At 62.0% G+C, this 21,664-nt stretch carries 22 protein-coding genes and 1 riboswitch; of the genes, 11 read left to right on the top strand and 11 right to left on the bottom strand.

What is annotated here, in order from left to right:
• Positions 1-59: 59 nt before the first annotated feature.
• The 3 genes from ACT67G_RS08175 to ACT67G_RS08165 all read left to right on the top strand — a co-directional run bounded on the left by ACT67G_RS08175 (position 60) and on the right by ACT67G_RS08165 (position 3,668).
• Positions 60-764 (top strand): response regulator transcription factor, encoded by a 705-nt coding sequence (locus ACT67G_RS08175; protein ID WP_325244211.1) that lies wholly within the window; start codon positions 60-62, stop codon positions 762-764.
• A 107-nt stretch (positions 765-871) separates the two neighbouring features.
• Positions 872-2,329: a sensor histidine kinase gene (locus ACT67G_RS08170; RefSeq protein ID WP_443663929.1), complete on the top strand. Its 1,458-nt coding sequence runs from the start codon at positions 872-874 to the stop codon at positions 2,327-2,329.
• A 7-nt stretch (positions 2,330-2,336) separates the two neighbouring features.
• Positions 2,337-3,668: a S1C family serine protease gene (locus ACT67G_RS08165; protein ID WP_443663928.1), complete on the top strand. Its 1,332-nt coding sequence runs from the start codon at positions 2,337-2,339 to the stop codon at positions 3,666-3,668.
• A gap of 30 nt (positions 3,669-3,698) precedes the next feature.
• Here the strand turns inward: ACT67G_RS08165 and ACT67G_RS08160 are convergent, their stop codons facing one another.
• From ACT67G_RS08160 to mgtE, 4 genes are all read right to left on the bottom strand, one after another.
• A complete protein-coding gene (locus ACT67G_RS08160; protein ID WP_325244696.1) occupies positions 3,699-4,067 on the bottom strand; it encodes a sulfite exporter TauE/SafE family protein in 369 nt (122 codons plus the stop codon).
• Complete coding sequence (locus ACT67G_RS08155; protein ID WP_443663927.1) at positions 4,064-4,423, bottom strand: TSUP family transporter; 360 nt, start codon at positions 4,421-4,423, stop codon at positions 4,064-4,066. The genes ACT67G_RS08160 and ACT67G_RS08155 overlap by 4 nt, the downstream gene beginning before the upstream one ends.
• A 47-nt stretch (positions 4,424-4,470) precedes the next feature.
• Positions 4,471-4,644, bottom strand: coding sequence for a DUF1540 domain-containing protein (locus ACT67G_RS08150; protein WP_325244700.1), 174 nt, complete (start codon positions 4,642-4,644; stop codon positions 4,471-4,473).
• Positions 4,645-4,763: 119 nt separating this feature from the next.
• Positions 4,764-6,149, bottom strand: a complete 1,386-nt coding sequence (gene mgtE, locus ACT67G_RS08145; protein WP_325244702.1) for a magnesium transporter — start codon at positions 6,147-6,149, stop codon at positions 4,764-4,766.
• Positions 6,150-6,252: 103 nt separating this feature from the next.
• A riboswitch (M-box (ykoK) riboswitch) is annotated at positions 6,253-6,413 on the bottom strand.
• 441 nt (positions 6,414-6,854) lie between these two features.
• Between mgtE and ACT67G_RS08140 the strand changes: the two genes are divergently transcribed.
• The 8 genes from ACT67G_RS08140 (at position 6,855) to gluQRS (ending at position 15,634) form a co-directional block, all read left to right on the top strand.
• Positions 6,855-7,862, top strand: a complete 1,008-nt coding sequence (locus tag ACT67G_RS08140) for a PdxA family dehydrogenase (protein ID WP_443663926.1) — start codon at positions 6,855-6,857, stop codon at positions 7,860-7,862.
• A 38-nt stretch (positions 7,863-7,900) separates the two neighbouring features.
• Positions 7,901-8,353, top strand: a complete 453-nt coding sequence (locus ACT67G_RS08135) for a tripartite tricarboxylate transporter TctB family protein (RefSeq protein WP_443663925.1) — start codon at positions 7,901-7,903, stop codon at positions 8,351-8,353.
• Positions 8,354-8,368: 15 nt separating this feature from the next.
• The gene (locus tag ACT67G_RS08130; RefSeq protein WP_443663924.1) at positions 8,369-9,901 is read left to right on the top strand and encodes a tripartite tricarboxylate transporter permease; all 1,533 of its coding nucleotides are present in this window, start codon (positions 8,369-8,371) and stop codon (positions 9,899-9,901) included.
• A 61-nt stretch (positions 9,902-9,962) separates the two neighbouring features.
• Positions 9,963-10,988: a tripartite tricarboxylate transporter substrate-binding protein gene (locus ACT67G_RS08125; RefSeq protein WP_326216695.1), complete on the top strand. Its 1,026-nt coding sequence runs from the start codon at positions 9,963-9,965 to the stop codon at positions 10,986-10,988.
• A gap of 178 nt (positions 10,989-11,166) precedes the next feature.
• Entirely contained in the window at positions 11,167-13,083 is a 1,917-nt protein-coding gene (locus ACT67G_RS08120; protein WP_443663923.1) for a sigma 54-interacting transcriptional regulator, read from the top strand.
• 67 nt (positions 13,084-13,150) lie between these two features.
• Positions 13,151-13,825, top strand: coding sequence for a JAB domain-containing protein (locus tag ACT67G_RS08115; protein ID WP_325244257.1), 675 nt, complete (start codon positions 13,151-13,153; stop codon positions 13,823-13,825).
• Positions 13,826-13,848: 23 nt separating this feature from the next.
• Entirely contained in the window at positions 13,849-14,616 is a 768-nt protein-coding gene (udp, locus tag ACT67G_RS08110; protein ID WP_443663922.1) for a uridine phosphorylase, read from the top strand.
• Positions 14,617-14,686: 70 nt separating this feature from the next.
• A complete protein-coding gene (gluQRS, locus tag ACT67G_RS08105; protein WP_443663921.1) occupies positions 14,687-15,634 on the top strand; it encodes a tRNA glutamyl-Q(34) synthetase GluQRS in 948 nt (315 codons plus the stop codon).
• Between the two features lie 56 nt (positions 15,635-15,690).
• Here the strand turns inward: gluQRS and ACT67G_RS08100 are convergent, their stop codons facing one another.
• From ACT67G_RS08100 to ACT67G_RS08070, 7 genes are all read right to left on the bottom strand, one after another.
• A complete protein-coding gene (locus ACT67G_RS08100) occupies positions 15,691-16,149 on the bottom strand; it encodes a MarR family winged helix-turn-helix transcriptional regulator (RefSeq protein WP_325244252.1) in 459 nt (152 codons plus the stop codon).
• 65 nt (positions 16,150-16,214) lie between these two features.
• The gene (gene fabZ, locus ACT67G_RS08095; RefSeq protein ID WP_443663935.1) at positions 16,215-16,643 is read right to left on the bottom strand and encodes a 3-hydroxyacyl-ACP dehydratase FabZ; all 429 of its coding nucleotides are present in this window, start codon (positions 16,641-16,643) and stop codon (positions 16,215-16,217) included.
• Between the two features lie 9 nt (positions 16,644-16,652).
• A complete protein-coding gene (gene fabF, locus ACT67G_RS08090) occupies positions 16,653-17,894 on the bottom strand; it encodes a beta-ketoacyl-ACP synthase II (RefSeq protein WP_443663920.1) in 1,242 nt (413 codons plus the stop codon).
• A gap of 99 nt (positions 17,895-17,993) precedes the next feature.
• Entirely contained in the window at positions 17,994-18,737 is a 744-nt protein-coding gene (fabG, locus tag ACT67G_RS08085) for a 3-oxoacyl-[acyl-carrier-protein] reductase (protein WP_443663919.1), read from the bottom strand.
• Complete coding sequence (gene fabD, locus ACT67G_RS08080) at positions 18,737-19,681, bottom strand: ACP S-malonyltransferase (RefSeq protein ID WP_443663918.1); 945 nt, start codon at positions 19,679-19,681, stop codon at positions 18,737-18,739. Before fabD ends, fabG begins: the two co-directional genes overlap by 1 nt.
• Entirely contained in the window at positions 19,678-20,766 is a 1,089-nt protein-coding gene (locus ACT67G_RS08075) for an NAD(P)H-dependent flavin oxidoreductase (RefSeq protein WP_443663917.1), read from the bottom strand. Before ACT67G_RS08075 ends, fabD begins: the two co-directional genes overlap by 4 nt.
• Positions 20,757-21,664: DUF561 domain-containing protein (locus ACT67G_RS08070; RefSeq protein WP_443663916.1), on the bottom strand; the 908-nt coding region annotated here is incomplete at its 5' end. The genes ACT67G_RS08075 and ACT67G_RS08070, both read right to left, overlap by 10 nt.

Genomic DNA, 21,664 nt, shown 5'->3' with positions numbered 1-21,664 from the left:
CACCGGCCATGATACGGGTATAATACAATCAATGAAGCGTATAGAATGGAGGGATCACCATGGGGCGCAATATCCTGGTGGTGGAGGATGACCGCAATATCTCCGAGCTCATCCACATGTATCTGGTAAAAGAGGGATTTGATGTCCGCATCGCCGGAGACGGCGGAAAGGCCATCGAGGAGTTCCAGAAGCAGGAGCCGGATCTGATTTTGCTGGATATCATGCTGCCGGTGATGGACGGCTGGGCGGTCTGTGCCAAGATCCGGGAGACCTCCAAGGTTCCCATCATCATGCTGACGGCCAAGAGCGAAGTTTTTGACCGCATCCAGGGCCTGGAAATGGGAGCGGATGACTACATCGTCAAGCCCTTTGAGATGAAGGAGCTCATCGCCCGGATCAACGCGGTACTGCGCCGGACGGAGATCCCCAACGACACGTCCAAAAAGCTGGTGTTCGATAAGCTCATCATCAATTTGGATTCCTATGAGCTGATCGTGGACGGGAAAAAGGTGGATACGCCGCCCAAGGAGCTGGAGCTTCTCTATCATCTGGCCTCCACGCCTAACCGGGTCTATACCCGCAACCAGCTGCTGGACGAGGTGTGGGGCTTCGACTACTTCGGCGACAGCCGCACGGTGGATGTGCACATCAAGCGCCTGCGTGAGAAAGTGGAAAACGTCAGCGACCAGTGGGCGCTGAAGACCGTCTGGGGCGTGGGATACAAGTTCGAGCTGCTGGGCGGGAAGGACGCACCCAAGAGCTGACACAGCGAGAGAGCCGTGGCTTCCGGCATGACTGGCGGTCATGCCGGAAGTTATGCGTTTTGTTGGAGCCGGGAGTTTCGGTATACCGGCCATGGAGATGCGGATTTATGAGGAAAAAACTGCGCAAACGATTTGAAGGACTGTACTGGCGGCAGCTGATGGTGACAGTGGGCATGGTGTCGCTGACGCTGCTGCTGCTGGGTGCCTCCTTCTTTTCCCTGAGCTACAACTACGCCTGGAACCGGGAGAGCGACGAGATCGAAGCCAAGGCCCGGGTGATGGGCCAGCTGTCCGTCAGCTATCTGGAGAGCGGACGTTTCCTGGATGCGGACAGTTTGCAGAACGCTTCGGACTTCCAGAAGCTGGCCTCCTTCGGCGCCTCGGTGTCGGACGTGGATTTTATGATCTGTGACACCCAGGGGCATGTGCTGCTCTCCACAGACGAGAGTCTGGCAGGGAAGGTGGTCACCATGCCGGAGGACATGACCAGGGAGATCCTGGAAAAGGGCTCCTGCTCCCGCCGGGACGACCTGGACGGTCTGTATGAGAACAAGCGGTTCGTGGTGGGCGTTACCGCCCTGAGCACCTCGGAGGCTCAGCCGGTGGGGGTGGTGTACGCCGTTTCCTCCACCACATCCCTGGATGCCATGTGGCAGGGCTTTGTGGGATTGTTCTTTATGACGGGTTTGGTGGTGCTGATGATCTCCTTCATGGCCTCCTCCGTTACCACCATGCGCCAGATCCAGCCCATCCGGGATATGGCCCAGGCCACCCGGCGGTATGCCGAGGGAGACTTCGACATCCGCATGAAAGACTACGGACGGGACGATGAGATCAGTGAGCTGGCCGCCTCCTTCAACAACATGGCCGACAGCCTCCAGCAGACGGAGCGCCAGCGCCGGGAGTTCATTGCCAACATCTCCCACGAGCTCAAGACGCCCATGACCACCATCGCCGGCTATACCGACGGCATTCTGGACGGCACGATCCCCCCGGAGAGTGAGCGGCAGTACCTGCAGATCATCTCCGACGAGAGCCGCCGCCTGAGCCGCCTGGTGCGGCGGATGCTGGACGTCAGCCAGCTCCAGGCCATGGATCCCTTGCGCAACGGCAGCCATTTCGACATCTGTGAGAGCATGCGCCGGGTGCTGATCTCCATGGAGAAGAAGATCAACGACCGGCATCTGGATGTGGACGCCGACATCCCAGAGGAGCCCATTTTGGTGCTGGGAGACAACGATATGATCACCCAGGTGATCTACAACCTGCTGGAAAACGCCGCCAAGTTCGCAACCCACGGCTCCACGCTGTATCTGGGTGTGGCCGCCATAGACGGCAAGGCCCGGGTAACGGTGCGCAACGTGGGCGAGACCATCTCCCCGGAGGAGCTGCCGCTGCTGTTTGAGCGGTTCCACAAAAGCGACAAATCCCGCAGTGAGGATAAGGACGGCGTGGGCCTGGGCCTTTACATCGTCAAGACCATTTTGGAGCAGCATAAGGAAAAAATCTACGTGACCAGCGAGAACGGGGTGACCACATTCTCCTTCTCGCTGCGTATGGAATGAGGGACGCATGGAGCAGTTTCAAAGATCCCGCCGGGAGGATATGATCCCGGCAGAGGTGGTGGAGGAGTACCGCCAGTGCCCCCGGGAGGTGGTGGAGAGCTATCGCCGCCCCATGCCACGGCGCTGTATGGAAGAGAACGGGGAAAAGCGTCCCCGGCGGCGCCGCCGCCACCGCCGCCGGACCGGATTGTGGATCTTTCTGGTGTGCTTTGCCCTGGTGGGCGGGCTCACCGCCGGGGCGTTTTTGATGCGCCAGCCGTCTTATGCCCCCTGGGATGATTTTGATTATCACTACGACTTGGAAGACCAGGAGCAGGGGGAGACCCAGGAGATCACCATTCCCACGGCGGCGGCAGACCCGGATGTCACGCTGGAGGTGGCAGAGGGGCATGGCCCCACCCTGACCGCCCAGGAGATCTATGCACGAGTGAATCCCTCGGTAGTGACGGTCATTGCCCAGCTGGGGGAGAACGGTGCCTCTGTGGGTACCGGCGTCATTTTCACCGAGGACGGTTATATCCTCACCAACTACCATGTGCTGGAGGGAGGCATCGACTGCACGGTGGCCCTTTCCACCGGCCACAGCTACGAGGCCTTTTATGTGGCGGGAGACGCGGAAAACGATCTTGCGGTGCTCAGAGCGGATCTTACAGGGCTGCCTGCGGCGCAGTTCGGGGACTCTGAGGATCTGGCGGTGGGAGACCCGGTGTACGCCATCGGCAATCCCCTGGGCTATGAGCTGCGTGGTACCCTCACCGACGGCATTGTCTCCGCCATCAACCGGGACGTGTGGGTGGACGGGCGGACCATGAACCTGATCCAGACCAACGCCGCCCTGAACACCGGAAATTCCGGCGGCCCCCTCATCAACGCCTACGGGCAGGTGGTGGGCATCAACACTATTAAAATGACATCCTCCTATTCCAATGTGGAGGGACTGGGCTTTGCCATTCCCTCCGCCACCATCCGCTCCCTGGTCAACGATCTTCTGGCCTATGGAGAGGCCCGGCCGGAGCCGGTGCTGGGCGTGACGGTGCTGTCTCTGGGCACACAGCTGGAGGAGGACCTCTGGGGCATCGAGGTGCAGGAGGTGACTCCCGGCTCCGCCGCGGCCCTGGCGGGGATCCGGCCCGGAGACTATGTGGTCTCCTGCGGCCGGGTGGAAGTGACCTCCAGTCAGGATCTGCTCCGGGCCCGGCGGCAGTACCGGGTGGGGGACGAAATGCCCCTGACCATCTGGCGGGACGGAGAGCTGCTGGATGTGACTTTGGAGCTCAGCGAGAGCACCCAGGCCGCCGCCTCGGAGAGCACCCAGAGCGACTTTTCTGTGCAGCCGTAAAAAGAGAAAGTGACCTGATGGAAAATCAGGTCACTTTTTATTCTTTTTGGGATAGAGCAGCATGGCGGCGGAGAACAGCAGGTACACGCCGAAGGGACGCCGCAGCTCTCCGGGATCCACGGCCCCGGAGAGCCAGGCACCCAGCAGCGCCGCCGCCAGGGCGGGAGGGATGGTATGGCGCAGGACGGGCTTGTCCAGACAGCCGTTACGGGCGTGGCACCAGAGGGCGGAGGCGGCGGTGGGCAGGAAGAACAGCAGATTGATGCCTTGGGCGGTTCGCTGATCCACGTCCAGCACCAGGGTCATCACCAGCAGCAGCAGCGTCCCTCCGCCCACGCCCCAGGCGGAGAGGATGCCGGCCCCCAGACCGCACAGGAGAGGAATGAGCCAGTCTGTCACAGCAGGTAGCGCACCCCGGCGTAGAGGAGAAATCCTGCAAACAGCCAGCGCAGATACCGGGTGGGCACCTTGCCGTAGAGCCGTCCGCCCAGCCAGCCCCCCGCCAAGCCGCCCACCAGGTAGGGGGCAGCCGCCGCCAGGGAGACACCCCCCTGAACGAGATAGACGCAGGCCGACACCAGGCACACAGGGAAAATGATCCCCACGCAGGTGGCATACAGCCTGCGCTGGGAGAGGCCGGCAGTCCGATCCAGAATGGGCAGCAGCACCATTCCGCCGCCGCCGCCGAAACACCCGTTGACCAGGCCCGCCGCCGCTCCGGCGGCAGCCGTCATCCAATGCTGATTCAAAGGCATCCCCCCAGTATGTATGGCTCCGGGAAAGAGGGCCCGGAGCCGTCAGGTCAGCGCATGCGGAAGCTCTCGCAGTCGGTGCACTCCACCTTGGTGGGATTGGCCTCGTGGGTGCCTACCTGGATGGCGTCCAGGCCGCAGTACTGGGAGCCCTGGCAGTGATGGGCACAATTCTCCACGGTGCATTTGATGCTGGTGTTGGGAGTGGTGCAGTTGTTGTTCATAAAAACAGCCTCCTGGATCAAACGTAATCTGGCTTTCGCCGCAGATAGTTTGCACCACTGCCGGAAAACTATGCAAAAAAACAGACAGCGGCGTGTACGCCGCTGCCTGCTGGAGTCATTCAGATCCCCAGAATCAACGTGGCAAACCGGAAGTAGATGAGCAGGGACAGTGCGTCCACGATGGTGGTGATAAAGGGAGAGGCCATCACCGCCGGGTCAAAGTGGAGCTTTTCCGCCAGGATAGGCAGGGAGGAGCCCACCAGCTTGGCGCAGGCCACGGTTCCTGCCAGGGTGGCGCATACCACCAGGGCCACCTGGGGCGTCACGGAGGGATTGCGCAGCAGCCAGCGATCCACGATCATCATTTTAACAAAGTTGGCCGCCGCCAGGCAGGCACCGCACATCACCGCCACCCGGCACTCCTTCCACATGACCCGCAGCAGATCCGCGAACCGAACTTCTCCCAGGGACAGTGCGCGGATCACGGCGGTGGAGGCCTGGGTGCCGCTGTTGCCGCCGGTACCGGAGAGCATGGGGATATAGGAGGTGAGAATGGCACAGGCAGCCAGGGCGCTTTCAAAATGGGTGAGGATCATCCCGGTGAAGGTGGCTGAGAGCATCAACATCAAAAGCCAGGGAGTGCGGGCCTTCCAGGTCTCAAACACACCGGTTTTCAGATACGGCTTGTCGGAGGGCAGCATGGCTGCCATCTTCTCGATATCCTCTGTGACCTCTTCCTGCAAAACGTCCATGGCGTCGTCTACGGTGACGATGCCCACCAGGCGGTTCTCCGTGTCCACCACCGGCAGTGCCAGAAAGTCGTATTTGCTGAGGGTCTGGGCCACGTCCTCCTGGTCGTCCAGAGTGTTGGCGGAGATGACGTTGGTATCCATGATATCGCCGATGACGTCGTCCTCCTCCGCCAGCAAAATGGTGCGGATGGAGAGATAGCCCAGCAGGTGCCGGGCGGCGTCGGTGACATAACAGATGTTGATGGTCTCCTTGTCAGGGCCCGTGCGCCGGATACGCTTGAGGGCGTCGGCCACAGTGAGGGTGGCTTTCAGATCCACGAACTCCGTGGTCATGATGCTGCCGGCGCAGTCCTCCGGGTATTTGAGGATCTCGTTGATGCTCTTGCGCATCTCCGGATCGGAGTGGCGCAGGATGCGCTTGACCACGTTGGCAGGCATCTCCTCCACGATATCCACGGTATCGTCCAGATACAGCTCGTCCAGCACTTCCTTGAGTTCCGTGTTGGAAAAGCCCTGAATCAGCATTTCCTGCTGGTCGGAGTCCAGCTCCACGAATACCTCCGCCGCCTGCTCCTTGGGCAGCAGCCGGAATACCAGCGGAAGGGTCTTTTCGTCCATGTCCTCGCACAGCCGGGAGATATCTTGGGCTTCCATGGGCAGCAGTAGGTCACGCAGCTGGGTATACTGTTTTCGCTGGATCAGGTCCTCTATTTTTTTCAGCAGCTCTTCCGGCTCGTTTTCCAGCTCAAACATATGCGCGTCCTCCTTCCCGACATTCTGGCCTGGATAAAAAAATACCCCAATCGTCCGCCACGGTACGACTGGAGCACCCTTTTCACGGCGAAAAACCGGCGGCTTTTCGCTCCCGTTTCAAGCTTTAGCTTCACAAGGCAATGAAATTGCGTTAGATGATACCTTCGTGTTCGATATCGCCTGCTCAAACCAGCTGGTGATGTTTCCATCACTTCGCGGCAGCAATCCGTATCCCTGTGGTAGCCTTACCTACCGGACCATATGATCTATCTTTTGCGTTTACCAAAATTATAGTATGCCAAATTTTTCTGCCTGTCAACCCGCCCTGTCTCATATACAAAAATTTTATCAAGATAAACGGAACCTTAACGAACCTGCTCGCATTTTTGTCGGAAACGAAACAAAAATTAAAACAAAACGTTTCAGATGTTTCTTCAAAGAAACATCTTTGTTTCTTTGAATCAGAAAAGTTCCTTCCAAACCGAAAAAGTTTTCACAAAATTTACGGAAAGGCGCCTGTGTAAAACCGCAAAAAGGAGCCCGCAACTTCCAGATGCTTTGCACAAATTTTTATTCTGCCTATAGGAAATCCTCTGAGCGGGCTTTTTTTGGCACAGAAATTGCTATAATAGGCAGGCAAACAAAGCCCGCGGGAAATGACCGTGGGAGGGAAACAGAACGGGAAAAGAAATGGAGGAGCAATACATGAGCGAACTGCCTGTTGTTGGCGTGCTGCTGGGCAACTCTGCCGGTGTAGGCCCGGAGCTGGTGGCCAAGCTGGCTGTGAAGAACTTCTACGCGGATTACTTCCGTCCGGTGATCATCGGCGACGTGCGGATGTTCGAGCACGGGCTGAAGGTGATCGGGGGAGATGTGCCCCACTACGTCATCAGCGATCTGAGTGAGTGCGACTGGACCCGGGGCTACCCGGTGCTGGACCTGAAGGATCAGGATCCCGAGAAGGTGGTCTACGGAGAGGCCAATGAGTACTGCGGCGCCAGCGACCTTCTGCAGCTGGACACGGCCATTGACCTGTGCAAGGCCGGGAAGATCGAGGGCTTCGTATTCGGGCCCTTCCACAAGGGCGCCATGAAGATGGCGGGCCTTCACGACGAGAGCGAGCATACATACCTGGCCCACGCGTTCAACCTGACCACGCCCTTCTGCGAGGTCAACATGATGGACGACCTGATGACGGTGCGGACCACCAGCCATATCCCCATCAGCGAGGTAAGCGCCAACATCACGGAGCAGAACCTGCGGGAGGCCATTGAGCTGGCGGAGATCACCGGTGAGAGCTTCGGGCACAAGCCGCGGATCGCGGTGGCGGCGCTGAACCCCCACTGCGGCGAGTTCGGCCTGTGCGGACGTGAGGAAGTGGATGTGATCCAGCCCACCATTGAGAAAGTGGTGAAGGAGACGGGGTGGAACGTGACGGGCCCCTACTCCGCGGATACGCTGTTCATCAGCGCCCTGGCGGGCGACTTCGACGTGGTGGTGACCATGTATCACGACCAGGGACAGATCGCGCTGAAGCTGGTAGGCTTCCAGCGGTGCATCACGGTGGCGGGCGGCCAGCCCTATCCCATTGCCACCTGCGCCCACGGTACGGCGTTCGACAAGGTGGGCAAGGGCACTGCCACCACCGATTCCTTTGAGCGTGCGGTGAAGGCCGTCTCCCGGATGGCCCTGGCCAAGCGCGCCAAGGCGTAAGCCTTTTTGGCAAAAATAAGGTTTTAGGAGGGTAAAACGTGGAGAAAGCAAGATTCAATTCCCGTGCCTTGATCCCCATTGCCACCGCCATTATTTCCCTGATCTTTATCGGTGTGGGCCTCAAGGACTTCGGCTTCTGGGAGGGCCAGCCCACGGCGGCGTTCTTCCCCATCATCATCGCCGTGGTGCTGCTGGCCACCAGCCTGCTGTGCCTGGTGCAGGTGCTGCGAGGCAAAGAGCCCGCTCCTGTGTACAACAAGAACGAGCTGATGGTCATTCTGGGCGGCGGCGGTATCATTATCGGCTGCTATGTCATTGGACTGATCCTCAGCTGCCTGCTGTACCTGTTCCTGTGGCTGAAGGTCATCGAGAAGGCCAGCTGGAAAGCTATCATTATCATTGAAGTGTTTATGGCGGCCCTGATCCTGGGTGTGTTTGTCTTCTGGATGCAGGTACAGTTCCCCATGGGCCTGTTTGCCTATCTGATGTAAGGAGGTTTGAGAGAAATGTTAGCAAACTTTGCTTCTTTGCTTCAGGGCTTCCAGGTGGTCTTTGACCCCCAGAACATCGGCGCTTGTATGCTGGGCGCCATCCTGGGCCTCATCGTGGGTGCCATGCCCGGCCTGGGCTCCCTGGCAGGCGTTGCCCTGCTGCTGCCCCTGACCTATAAGTTCGAGCCCACCACCGCCATCATCATGCTGGGCGCCCTGTATTACTCCAACATGTACGGCGGTGCCTTCAGCGCCATTCTGCTGAACATCCCCGGCGACTCCCCGGCCATCACCACCGCTCTGGACGGCTATCCCATGGCCAAGAAGGGCCGTCCCGGCCAGGCTCTGATGGCGGCCAACACCGCCTCCTTCATCGGCGGCACCATCGGTATTCTGATCCTGACCATCACCGCCTCCGGCCTTGCCAAGCTGGGCCTCAACTTCGGCTATGCGGAGATGACCCTGGTGCTGCTGATCGCCATGACCTCCATCAGCTGGCTCATCGGCGAGAATCCCACCAAGGGCGTGGTCATCACCATGCTGGGCATCCTGGTGGCCTCCATCGGCATGGACACCCTCACCGGTGTGCCCCGGTATAACTTCGGCAGCATCCACCTGATGGGCGGCATCACCTTCACCCCCTTCATCATCGGCGCCGTGGGCTTTGCCCAGGTCATCAAGCTCATCAACGAGCGGGAGGCCGACGAGGAGAAACGGGCAAATGGTACGTATCACGCCGTGAAGCTGTCCATCCGCGGCTCCATGCTGACGGCTCATGATTTCAAGCGCATTCTGCCTCCCGTGCTGCGTTCCTCTCTGCTGGGCACCTTCGTGGGCGTGCTGCCGGGCTCCGGTGCCACCACCGGTTCCATGGTTGGCTATGCCATGCAGAAAAAGTTCAAGAGCGAGGAGCCCATGGGCACCGGCGCCATCGAGGGCATTGCCGCTTCCGAGGCCGGCAACAACTCCGCCGCAGCCGGTGCCTTCGCCCCGCTGCTGGCTCTGGGCATCCCCGGCTCCGGTACCGGCGCCGTACTGCTGGGCGGCCTCATGATGTGGGGCCTGAACCCCGGTCCTCTGCTGTTTGAGACCAACCCCGAGTTCTGCTGGAGCCTGATCTCCTCCCTGTATATTGCCAACGTGTTCACCCTGGCGGTAGCGGTGCTGGTGATCCCGTTCCTCATCAAGATCCTCAGTGTGCCCATCAAGTACATGATCCCCATTATTACCTGCGTGTGCATTGTGGGCGCGTACTCCACCTCTCTTTCCATGTACGGCGTCATCGTGATGTTCGTCTCCGGCATCGTGGGCTATATCCTGGACAAGAACGGCTTCCCCACGGCTCCCATGCTGCTGGCCTTCGTGCTGGCTCCCATGCTGGAGGAGAACATGCGCAAGGCCTTCATTGCCTCTCAGGGCAGCCTGGTGGTGTTCACCGATTCCATCCTGAAGCTGGTGCTGCTGGCCATCTTCCTGCTGCTGGTGCTGACCCCCGTGGTCAAGAGCATGCTGCGCAAGGCCAAGAGCAAGAACACTGCTTCCGTCTGAAAATACTTTCCGTAATTCCGAATCTCAGCAATCATATTTTTTGGATAAAAGGAGAACCAATATGAAAAAACTGTTTGCACTGGCACTGTCTCTTGTGATGACTCTGTCTCTGGCTGCCTGCGGCAGCGGCAGCAGCGGTGACGTCAGCGAAGACGGCACCTTCACCCCCACCAAGACCGTGACCTGGACCTGCACCTCTTCCGCCGGCGGCGGCTCCGACATCTTCTCCCGTAAGATCGCCGACATCATGTCCAACGAGGACATGGTCAACGGCCAGACCATCGTGATCTCCAACGAGACCGACGGCGCCGGCGAGGTGGGCCGCAACAAGATCGCCACCATGACCACCAACGCCGACTACAACCTGCTGACCTTCAACTCCGGCGACCTGATGCCCATGGTCACCAACACCGCCAACCGCTCCTCCAACTTCCGCATCCTGGCCATCATGGCTGTGGATAAGCAGCTGCTCTTCTCCTGCGGCTCCACCACCGGCAAGACCGACTACGCCAAGGCCGGCGGCGACCTGACCGACTTTGCCGCTGCTGTGGAGGCTGCCAAGAACGGCACCTATGTGGTGATCGGCGGCTCCAAGGGCGACGACATCGCCACCTATGACGCCCTCCTGGAGGAGCTGGGCCTCACCGAGGATCAGATGGGCTACATCACCTATGACTCCACCGGCGACGCCATTACCGCTGCTCTGGGCGGCAACCTGGACTTCGTTATCTCCAAGCCTGCTTCCGCCTCCCAGTATGTGGAGTCCGGGGACCTGACCCCTGTTCTGGCCCTGTCCACCGAGCGCTTCACCGGCAACCTGGCCGACGCTCCCACCCTGTCCGAGATCGGCGACTATGAGAACGTGGAAGTGCCCGTGTGGCGCGGTGTGGCGGCTCCTGCTGCCATGAGCGACGCTGCCGTGGCTTTCTGGACTGAGGCTCTGCAGAAGGTCTCCGAGACCCAGGCCTGGAACGATGAGTACCTGGTGCCCAACCAGCTCATCAGCCAGTACATGAACTCCACCGATGCCACTGCCTATGTCAGCGAGTACGAGGCTGATTACATGGCCACCAACGGTTTGAGCTGATTTGACACGATACCTCCTGAAACTGCGCGGGTTCGCTTTGAGCCCGTGCAGTTTTTTTGCGGCAGAAGGCTGAAATTGACAGGGGCTTTCTCCCGGCGCTTGAGCTGTGGACAGGAATGTGGTATATTAGTAGATAATTTGACTGATTGCGGCGGCCGGCTGGAAAGGAGAGGGGAAAATGGTACAGATCATCGTGTTCGTGCCCTCGCCGGACAATCTCCAGTGGGTGAAGTCCATGGCCCGGGAGCTGGAGACCAGCGAGGCCAGGATCGATGTGGTGCATCACTTCGGAACACCGGAGGTTCTGAGGCAGCTGGAGGGGTATGATGTGATCGTCGCCCGGGGGATCACCTATCGGAAGCTGTGCGATCTGTATCCCGGAAAGCATATCACCCACCTGGATTTTGACGGAGCGGATATCCTGGAGGCGCTTTTGCACTGCCGGGACCGCTTCCATCCCTCCAAAATCGGTCTGTGCCTGAACCGGGAGGGGCTGCAGGATGTGCTGCCGGGCCTGGAAGCGGCGTGCGGGGCCAGTATCCGCCTTTACGATGTGGTGGATGAGGCCAGCGCCTTTTCCGCTGTGGAAACCGCCTTGGCAGACGGGATGGAGGCGCTGGTCAGCGCCGGCACCGTCAGCAATATCTGCCGGGAGCGGGGGATTCCCTATACCTATATCAGCACCCGGTCCGAGACGCTGCGCCGGGTGATGCAGGAGGCCGTGAAAGCGGCCAACAGCATCAATACCGAGCGTACCAAGACCAATATCATCCGTATGATCCTGGAGGGCAGCGAGGATGCGGTCATCGCGGTGGACGAAGCCGGCCGCATTCTGGAGGCCAATGGCCGGGCACGGCAGCTCTACCAGATGGACGCCAAGCCGGAGTGGCGGAAATGCCGGGTAGACACCATTCACGGGGAGCTCACCTACATCGGCAACGAGGCTGCCCCCTGCAAGGACGGGGATGAGCGGCTGCTGATGCTGGGCGGCCAGCGGTATCTGGTACGTTACCGCCTCATTGCCGGGGAGTCTGCCGCCACCGGCACGCTGATCACCACCAGCGCTGCCACCAAGATCCTCCAGGAGGAGCGGCAGATCCGGTGGAATCTGGTACGCCGGGGGCTCACTGCCAAATACCAGTTTCACAACATCATTGCCGTCAGCGACATTATGCGCAGCAAGATCGAGATCGCCAAGAAGTTCAGCCTGGCCAGTTCCAACGTGCTCATCACCGGGGAGACGGGAACCGGCAAGGAACTCTTTGCCCACAGCATCCACTCCGCCAGCAATCGTTCGGGGCAGCCCTTTGTGGCGGTGAACTGCGCCACGCTGCCGGAGAGCCTGCTGGAAAGCGAACTCTTCGGCTACGAGCCCGGTGCCTTCTCCGGCGCCTCCAAAGAGGGGCGGACGGGCCTTTTTGAACAGGCTCATCACGGTACGATCTTCCTGGATGAGATCGGCGAGATTCCGGTCTCCCTCCAGGCAAAGCTGCTGCGGGTCCTGCAGGAAAAGGAGATCCGCCGGGTGGGCAGCACCACGGTGATCCCTGTGGATGTGCGGGTCATCGCCGCCACCAATATCGACATCCAGCAGCGCATGGCCCAGGGGACGTTCCGCAGCGACCTTCTGTATCGGCTCAACACCCTGGAGATCCAGATCCCGCCTCTGCGGGAGCGGCGGGAGGATATTCTGCCCCTGGTGGAGTGGCATCTGGAGTCCCTGGCGTCGGAGATGGGGAAGCGTGCCCCGGTGCTGACGCCGGAGGCCAAGGATCTGCTGGAGGGGTATTCCTGGCCCGGCAATGTCCGGGAGCTGCGCAATGTCTGCGAGCGGCTGGTGGTGCTGGGCAATGACCAGCCGGTGGACGGCGAGGCTCTGCGTCAGCTGCATATTTTCGCCAAGCAGGCGGCCTCCATGGGTACGGGCGACTCCCGGGAGGAAGCGGAGCAGGTGATTCTGCCGGTCTATAAAAAGAAAAAGGATCTGGCCAAGGAGCTGGGTATCAGCCGCACCACTCTCTGGCGTATGACCAAGCGGCAGGAGGAGGCCCGGCGCCGCCGGGAGGAGGAAGCCTCCCGGGGCCAGACACCGTAACGGCGTATCCAAGCTCAGAAACCGGGGTGTGCTCCGGCGGAGAAAACACCAGGAGGAGGCGCGTCTATTGGGAATCCATGACGGACATCGGGAGAAAATGCGCCTGCGGTACCGCAGAAGCGGGCTGGATGCCTTTGCTGAGCATGAGGCGCTGGAGCTGCTTTTGTACTATGCCATCCCCCGGCAGGATACCAATCCCATCGCGCACCGGCTGATGGAGCGCTATGGCTCCCTCTCTGCAGCGCTCACCGCGCCGGTGGAAGATCTCATGCAGGTGGAGGGCATCGGAGAGAGCGCCGCCATTTTGCTGCATCTGGTGCCGGAGATCTGGAAGAAGGCCCGGTTGGAGGAGGTGGGGCGGGAGACGGTCCTCAACTCCTCGGAGCGGGCGGGCAGCTACTTATTGGAGCGCTTTGCCGGGGAGACCACGGAGGTCATCTACCAGCTTTGCCTGGATCGGAAGGGGAAGCTCCTGGCCTGCAAGCGCCTGAGTGAGGGCAGCGCAGCCGGGGCGGACCTCAACATCCGGACTCTGGTGTCCAACGCTCTGCTGACCTCCGCCAGCGCGGTGATCCTCTCCCACAACCACCCCAGCGGCGTGGCACTGCCCTCTCAGGAGGACTATGCCGCCACCCGGCAGGTGAGGGATGCTCTGAAGACCATCGGCGTGGAGCTGGCGGATCATATCATCGTGGCAGACGGAGACTTTGTCTCCATGGCGGACAGCGGCTACTTGACATGAAGCCCAGAGAAGGAGGAGCGGATATGCAGGCACTGGAAAAACAGTTTCATATTCACTGCACGGCCGGGGATGTGGGCCGTTATGTGATCCTGCCGGGGGATCCCGGCCGCTGCGCGGATATCGCCGCGTACTTTGAAAATCCTGTCCATGTGGCCCAGAACCGGGAGTTCAACATCTACACCGGGACGCTGCTGAGGGAGAAGGTCAGCGTCTGCTCCACCGGCATCGGGGGCCCCTCCGCCGTCATCGCCCTGGAGGAACTCCATAACATCGGGGCGGATACCTTCGTACGGGTGGGTACCTGCGGCGGCATCGACCTGGATGTGCACTCCGGGGATATTGTGGTGGCCACAGGGGCCATCCGCTATGAGCATACCTCCTGGGAGTACGCCCCCATCGAGTTTCCCGCTGTACCGGACCTGGATGTGGCCCTGGCCCTGCGGGACGCCGCCCGGGCTCTGGGCAAGCGGGTCCACACCGGTGTGGTGCAGAACAAGGATTCCTTCTACGGCCAGCACAGCCCGGAAAAGAGCCCGGTGTCCTACGAGCTGCTGCAAAAGTGGGAGAGCTGGAAGCGCCTGGGGGTCAAGGCCAGCGAGATGGAGTCTGCGGCGCTGTTCGTGGCCTCAGCAGCCCTGGGTGTACGCTGCGGCAGCTGCTTCCATGTGATCTGGAACCAGGAGCGGGAAAAGGCCGGGCTGGATCAGGAGATGAGCGAGGATACCTCCGCCGCCGTGGCAGTGGGGGTGGAGGCCCTCAAGCGTCTCATCACCCAGGATCGCCGGGCGTAAGCGGAACAAAGGAGCCGGGAGAACTTCGCTCCCGGCCTTTCTTTCCAATTTGTTGTTAGGAGGAGATGGCATGGCTGTGGTGGGCCGCTTTGCCCCGTCTCCCAGCGGGCGGATCCATCTGGGGAATATCTTCTGCAGCCTCCTGGCCTGGCTCAGCGCTCGGCAGCAGGGAGGCCGGGTGGTGCTGCGCATTGAGGATCTGGACACCGCCCGGTGTCCCCGGCGGTACGCGGAGCAGATGGAGCGGGACCTCCAGTGGCTGGGACTTGCCTGGGACGAGGGCCCCGGCGTGGGCGGGCTCCACGGCCCCTATGAGCAAAGCGCCCGGACAGCGCTTTACCAGGCGGCCCTTGCCCGGTTGGAGGAGCAGGGGCTGGTGTACCCCTGCTTCTGCACCCGGGCGGAACTCCACGCCGCGTCGGCCCCCCACCGGGAGGACGGCCAGGTGATCTACCCCGGCACCTGCGCCCGCCTGACGGCGGAGGAGGCCCTCCGGCGGGCAAAGGAGACGGGCCGGGCCCCGGCACTGCGGCTGCGGGTGCCCGATGAGAGGATCTCCTTTACCGACGGTCACATGGGTCCCTATGGAGAGAATCTCCTGCAGGAGTGCGGGGATTTCCTGCTGCGCCGGTCTGACGGGATGTTCGCCTATCAGCTGGCAGTGGTGGTGGATGACGCCGCTATGGCCGTGACGGAGGTGGTACGGGGAGAGGATCTGCTCTCCTCCACGCCCCGGCAGCTGTACCTCTACCGGCTGCTAGATTTGCCGGCCCCTGCCTTTTTCCATGTGCCGCTGCTGCTGACCCACGACGGACGGCGCCTCTCCAAACGTAATGCAGACGCGGGGCTGGACGATCTCCAGGGCCGGTATACGGCGGCGGAGATTTTGGGAAAGCTGGCGTATCTGGGAGGCTTTAACCCCGGCGCCGGGCCCCGGACGGCGGAGGCGCTGCTGGAGGATTTCGCCTGGGACAAGGTGCCCGCGGCGGATATCCCCATCCCGGAGGGACTGTTTTGAAATAAGAAAAGAGACAGGCATGTGCCTGCCTCTTTTTGTTTGCTGGATGAGGAGGATCACTCCGGCATCCGGGCCTCCGGGATCTCCACCTCCGGCATCAGCTCCCGGCTGACGATGTTGAGCATCTCCTCCAGCTTGGCGCAGTCCTCCGGAGAAAAGCGCTTGGCGATGCGGTCCATGACCTCCACCATGTAGGAAGAGGAGATGTTGTAATAGTCGATATACTTCTGTGTGACCTCCAAATGGTACTCCCGCCGGTCCTCTGGAGACTGAACCTTGCGGATATAGCCCTTTTTGATGAGGCTGTTGACCTTGTAGGCGGCGTTGGGGGGAGAGATGCGCATAAAGGAGGCAAACTCGTTGACGGAAGGGTTGCCCAGAGCCTGGATGGTCTCCATGCAGAAGGTCTCCACCGTGGTGAGGCTGGCCTCCCGATCCTGGAAGCGGCGGAAAATCTCCTGGTAAAAATGCAGCTTGAATTTGGTATACACGTTAAAAAAAGCGTATTTCAACATGGCATACGGCTCGCTTTCCCCAGTTTTCAACATATTATAACAAACCGTCGGGAAAACGGCAACCATTATCCGCCGATGGCGAAGGTCAGCTCCGCCGAGCAGACCACCTCACCATTGACCGTGGCCGTGGCATCCCCAATGCCCACAGGCCCCCGGCGCTTGACCAGGGTGCACTGGAGTTCCAGCACGTCCCCGGGGGTGACTTTCTTCTTGAACCGGGCGTTCTTCACACCGCCGAAGTAGGCGGTCTTGCCCCGCATCTCCGGCAGGGACAGCACCGCCACGGCGCCCACCTGGGCCATGGCCTCCAGGATCAGCACCCCGGGCATCACGTGCTCCTGGGGGAAGTGCCCGCAGAAGTAGGGCTCTCCCACGCTGACGCACTTGATGCCTTTGGCCCACTGGCCCGGCTCGCCGTCCACGATACGGTCCACCAGGGCGAAGGGGTAGCGGTGAGGCAGGATCTCGGCGATTTGGTTGGAGTTATACTGCATTCCCATCACTTACGCCTCCCACTTTTTCAGCAGAATGCTGCCGTTGTGGCCGCCGAAGCCCAGAGAGTTGGACAGGGCATAGCGAAGCTGGGCCTCCCGTCCTTCATTGGGCACCACGTCCAGATCGCACTCCGGATCGGGGACGGAGTAGTGGATGGTGGCGGGCATGTAGCCGTCCCGCAGGGAGAGAGCGGTGAACATGGCCTCCACGGCACCGGCGGCGCCCAGCATGTGACCGGTCATAGACTTGGTGGAGCTCATGGAAAGCTTGCGGGCATGGTCGCCGAAGACCATCTTCACGGCGGCGGTCTCCCCGGCGTCGTTCAAGTGGGTGGAGGTGCCGTGGGCGTTGATATAGTCCACCTGATCCGGCGTGATACCGGCGTCGGCGATGGCCATGGCCATGGCCTTGGCACCGCCGGAGCCGTCGGGCCGGGGGGCGGTCATATGGTAGGCGTCGCAGGTGGCGCCGTAGCCCACGAATTCCGCGTAAATGTGGGCGCCCCGGTCCAGGGCGTGCTGCAGCTCCTCCAGCACCAGGATGGCGGCGCCTTCGCCCAGAACGAAGCCGCTGCGCTCGGCGTCAAAGGGGATGGAGGCACGGTTCGGGTCCGTGGCCTGGCTGAGGGCCTTCATGGAAGTGAAGCCGCCGATGGCCAGGGGGGTTACCGCCGCTTCCGTGCCGCCGCAGAGCATCACGTCGGCGTAGCCGTCCCGGATATAGTGGAAGGCGTCGCCCACGGCATTGGTGCCGCCGGCACAGGCGGTCACCGGGCAGGTGCACATGCCCCGGAAGCCCGTGTCAATGGCGATCTGTCCCGCGGCCATGTTGCAGATGGCGGTGGGGATATAGAAGGGGGACACCCGGTCCCAGCCCCGGGCCAGGCCCCGGTCGTGCTCGGCCTCGGTGATGGAGAGGCCGCCGATGCCGCTGGAGACGATGACGCCGCAGCGGTCCAGATCTTCGGCCTCGGGGTTGAGGCCGCTGTCGGCAAGAGCCTCCCGGGCGGAGACCATGGCAAACTGGGTAAAGCGGCCCATGCGCTTGGCCTCCTGCTTGCCCAGCAGGGCATCGGCGTCGAAGCCCTTCACCTCTGCCGCCAGAGAGACCTTCTGGGAAGAGGCGTCGAACTGGGTGATGGGGCCGATGCCGCACACGCCGCTGCGCACGGCCTGCCAGCTCTCGGCTGCGGTAAGGCCCACGGGGGTCACAGCCCCCAGGCCGGTGATGACGACTCTGCGTCGATCCATAGTGGTACCTCCGAATTTGAATTCAAGCCGCTCCGCTTTGGCGCGAAGCGGGAAACACAAGTCATTTTCTGCTGCGGGGGAGCCTGCTCCCTCACAAATTTACATGGCCATGCCGCCGTCCACGCACAGCACCTGTCCGGTGATGTAGGCGGCCTCGTCGCTTGCCAGGAAGGCAACCGCGTGGGCCACGTCCTCCGGCGCTCCCAGCCGCTGCAGGGGGATGGAGGCAAGAGTTGCTTCCTTGGCGGCATCGGTCATGGCGGCGGTCATATCGGTGGCGATGAAGCCGGGAGCCACGGCGTTGACGGTGACGCCCCGGGAGGCCAGTTCCTTGGCCAGGGACTTGGTCATGCCCACCACGCCGGCCTTGCTGGCGGCGTAGTTCACCTGTCCGGCGTTGCCCCGCAGGCCTACCACGGAGCTGAGATTCACGATGCGGCCATAGCGCTGCTTCATCATGATGCGGGAGACGGCCTTCATGCAAAGGAAGGTGCCCTTGAGATTGGCGGCGATCACCGCGTCAAAGTCCTCCTCCTTCATCATCATCAAAAGGCCGTCCCGGGTGATGCCGGCGTTGTTCACCAGAATGTCGATGCGGCCGAATTCCTTCACCGCCGCGTCCATCAGGGCCTTCACCTCATCGGCCTTGGCCACGTTGCACTGGACGGCCAGGGCCTTGGCGCCCAGGGCCTCGCAGGCAGCGGTGGTTTCCTTGGCCGCGGCCTCATTCCCCGCATAGCAAAGCACCACATTGGCGCCGCCCTTGGCCAGCTCCAGGCATACGGCCCGGCCCAGGCCGCGGCTGCCGCCGGTGACGACGGCGGTCTTTCCTGCAAAATTCATCATGCCTTCTCCTTTACCAGTGCGTTGAGGGTGTCGGAGAGTGCCTCCACATCCGCCACGGTTTCCACGGCAGTGACGGGGATCTCCGGCACGGTCTTTTTCACAAACCCGCTGAGGGCCTTGCCCGGCCCAATCTCCACAATGGCGTCCACGCCCATGGCGGCCATCTTCCGGATAGAGTCCTCCATAAAGACGCTGCTTTGCACCTGCCGCACCAGCAGCTGCGGGATGGTGATGGAATCATCCTTTACATCCCCCAGGCAGTTGAAGATCACGGGAATCTGGGGCTCACCGAAGGAGATGGTCTTGAAATGCTCCGCCAGGGCGTCCCCGGCAGGGGCCATCAGAGGCGTGTGGAAGGGACCGCTGACTTTCAGGGGCAGGCACCGGCGGGCGCCCTTTTCCTTGGCCAGGGCAGCGGCCTTTTCCACGGCGGCCTTCTCGCCGCCGATGACCAGCTGACCCGGGCAGTTGTAGTTGGCGATGACCACGCATCCCAGGTCGGATGCCGCGTCGCAGGCCTCCTGCAGGGGAGCCCGGTCCAGGTTCAGCACTGCCATCATGGCGCTCTCCCGCCCGGCGGCGGCCTCCTCCATAGCCTTGCCCCGGAAGGCCACCAGCTTCACAGCGGTGGCGGCGTCAAAAACGCCGGCGGCATGGAGGGCGGAGTACTCGCCCAGGGACAGTCCCGCCGCCACGGCCGGGACGATGCCCTTCTGACGCAGCACGGCGGTGAGACCGGCGGCAAAGGCCACCATGCAGGGCTGGGTGTAGCGGGTCTGGTTGATGAGACCTTGGGAATCGGTGAAGCAGACCTCCTTGAGGTCGAAGTCCACCTCCGCGCTGTCCAGTACAGCGCGGAAGGCGGGGTAGGCGTCGTACAGGTCCGCACCCATACCCGGGTGCTGGCTGCCCTGTCCGGCGTATAAGAAGCCGAGTTTCATTGCGCGGCCCTCCATTCGTTCATGATTTCGCCCATCTGTTCCCGGACGGTGGAAAGGCATTTGACCTCCCCGGCATTGGCCCCGCAGAAAAAGAGGCCGTTCTCCCAGTCGCCCCGGGCGGCGGCGATCAGCGCCCGGGAGATGCAGTAGGGAGCCTTGGACGGGGTGCAGGGCACCAGGCAGTTGATGCACCGGTCCACGGGAGGCTGCGTGCCCGCTTCCACACGCTCTATCAGGGGAGAGCGCAGTGCCCGGCCCGGCATGCCCACCGGGCTTTGGACGATGGTGATGTCCTCCGATTTGGCGTCGATAAGCGCCTGCTTATAGGCGGCGGAGGCGTCGCACTCCTCGGTGGCGATGAACCGGGTGGCGAACTGCGCCCCGGCAGCACCCTCTTTCATATAGCGGGCCATTTCCGCCCCGTCCTTCACGCCGCCTGCCACAAACACGGGGATATCCCGCCCGGCCTTGTCCCGGTAGGGGGCCAGGGCCTCCAGCACCTCATGGAGCAGGCTGCTCAAAGTTTTAGGCCGCCCCGCCTGGGCCTCTTTGGCCTCCTCGGGGGAGAAGCCCAGATGCCCCCCGGCCAGGGGACCCTCCAGCACCACGAAATCCGGGATCCGGTGGTGGTGTTTGTCCCAGAGCCGGCAGATGAGGGCGGCGGCCCGGCCGCTGCTGACGATGGGAGCCAGGGCGGCGTCGCTCTCCGGAACCTCCGCGGCGATGGCGGGCAGGTCCTTGGGAAGTCCCGCGCCGCACACCACGGCGTCCACCCCCGCCCGCAGGGCGGTGCGGACACTCTGGGCATACTGGGTGGTGGCCACCATGGCGTTGACGGCCACCATGCCCGCACCGCGGGCCAGTTCCTTGGCCCGGTGCACCTGCTTTTCCAGGGCCCGCAGATTGGCGCCCTGGGGATCGGCGGCGAAGTCCGGCTCGTTGAACCCGCCCACGGCGGTGGAGATGGTGCCCATTCCGCCGCAGGCGGCCACGGCGCCCGCCAGGCGCTCCAGGCTGATGCCCACGCCCATGCCGCCCTGCAAAATGGGAAGGGACAGCGTCCTTCCCCGAATCGTCACTGCCATTCCTTTGCAGCTGCCTCCAGGACGGATTTTCCGCCGCTGTACAGAGACTCGAAGATCTCCCGGACGGGACGGATCTCATGGAGCATGCCGGCCACCTGGCCGCTCATGACGCTGCCCATCTCCATGTCGCCTTCCAGCACGGCCCGGCGCAGTCCGCCCAGCGTGACCTTCTCCAGCTCTTCCAGAGTGGCGCCCCGCTTCTCCAGAGCCAGATATTCCCGGGACATCTTGTTTTTCAGCACCCGGACAGGGCCGCCGATGGAGCGGCCGGTGACCACGGTGTCGGAGTCCTTGGCCTTGAGAATGGCCTGCTTGTAGTTTTCGTGGATGGGGCACTCCTCGCTTGCCAGGAGGCACGTGCCCACCTGGATGCCGCAGGCGCCCAGGGCGAAGGCTGCTGCGGCCTGACGGCCGTCGGCAATGCCGCCGGCTGCCACCACGGGAACGCTGACGGCGTCGATGACCTGGGGCACCAGGGCCATGGTGGTCATCTCACCCACGTGGCCGCCGGACTCGGTTCCTTCGGCGATGATGGCGTCCACCCCCAGGCGCTCTAGGCGCTTGGCCAGGATGGAGGCCGCTACCACCGGCATCACCTTGATGCCTGCCGCTTTCCAGGCGGGGATATACTTGCCGGGATTGCCGGCGCCGGTGGTGACCACCTTCACGCTCTCGTCCAGGATGATCTGGGCAATGTCGTCGGCATAGGGGCTCATGAGCATCAAATTCACACCGAAGGGCTTGTCGGTGAGCTCCTTGGCCCGGCGGATCTCCCGGCGCAGGCGGTCACCGTCCCAACCGCCGGTGGCGATCATGCCCAGGGCCCCAGCGTTGGAGCAGGCAGCGGCAAATTCGCCGGTGGCGATGTTGGCCATGCCGCCCTGGATAATGGGGAACT

Origin of the sequence: Dysosmobacter sp., from assembly GCF_052306735.1 — a bacterium.
Lineage (GTDB): Bacteria > Bacillota > Clostridia > Oscillospirales > Oscillospiraceae > Oscillibacter.
This window is presented reverse-complemented; position numbering and strand designations above follow the sequence as displayed.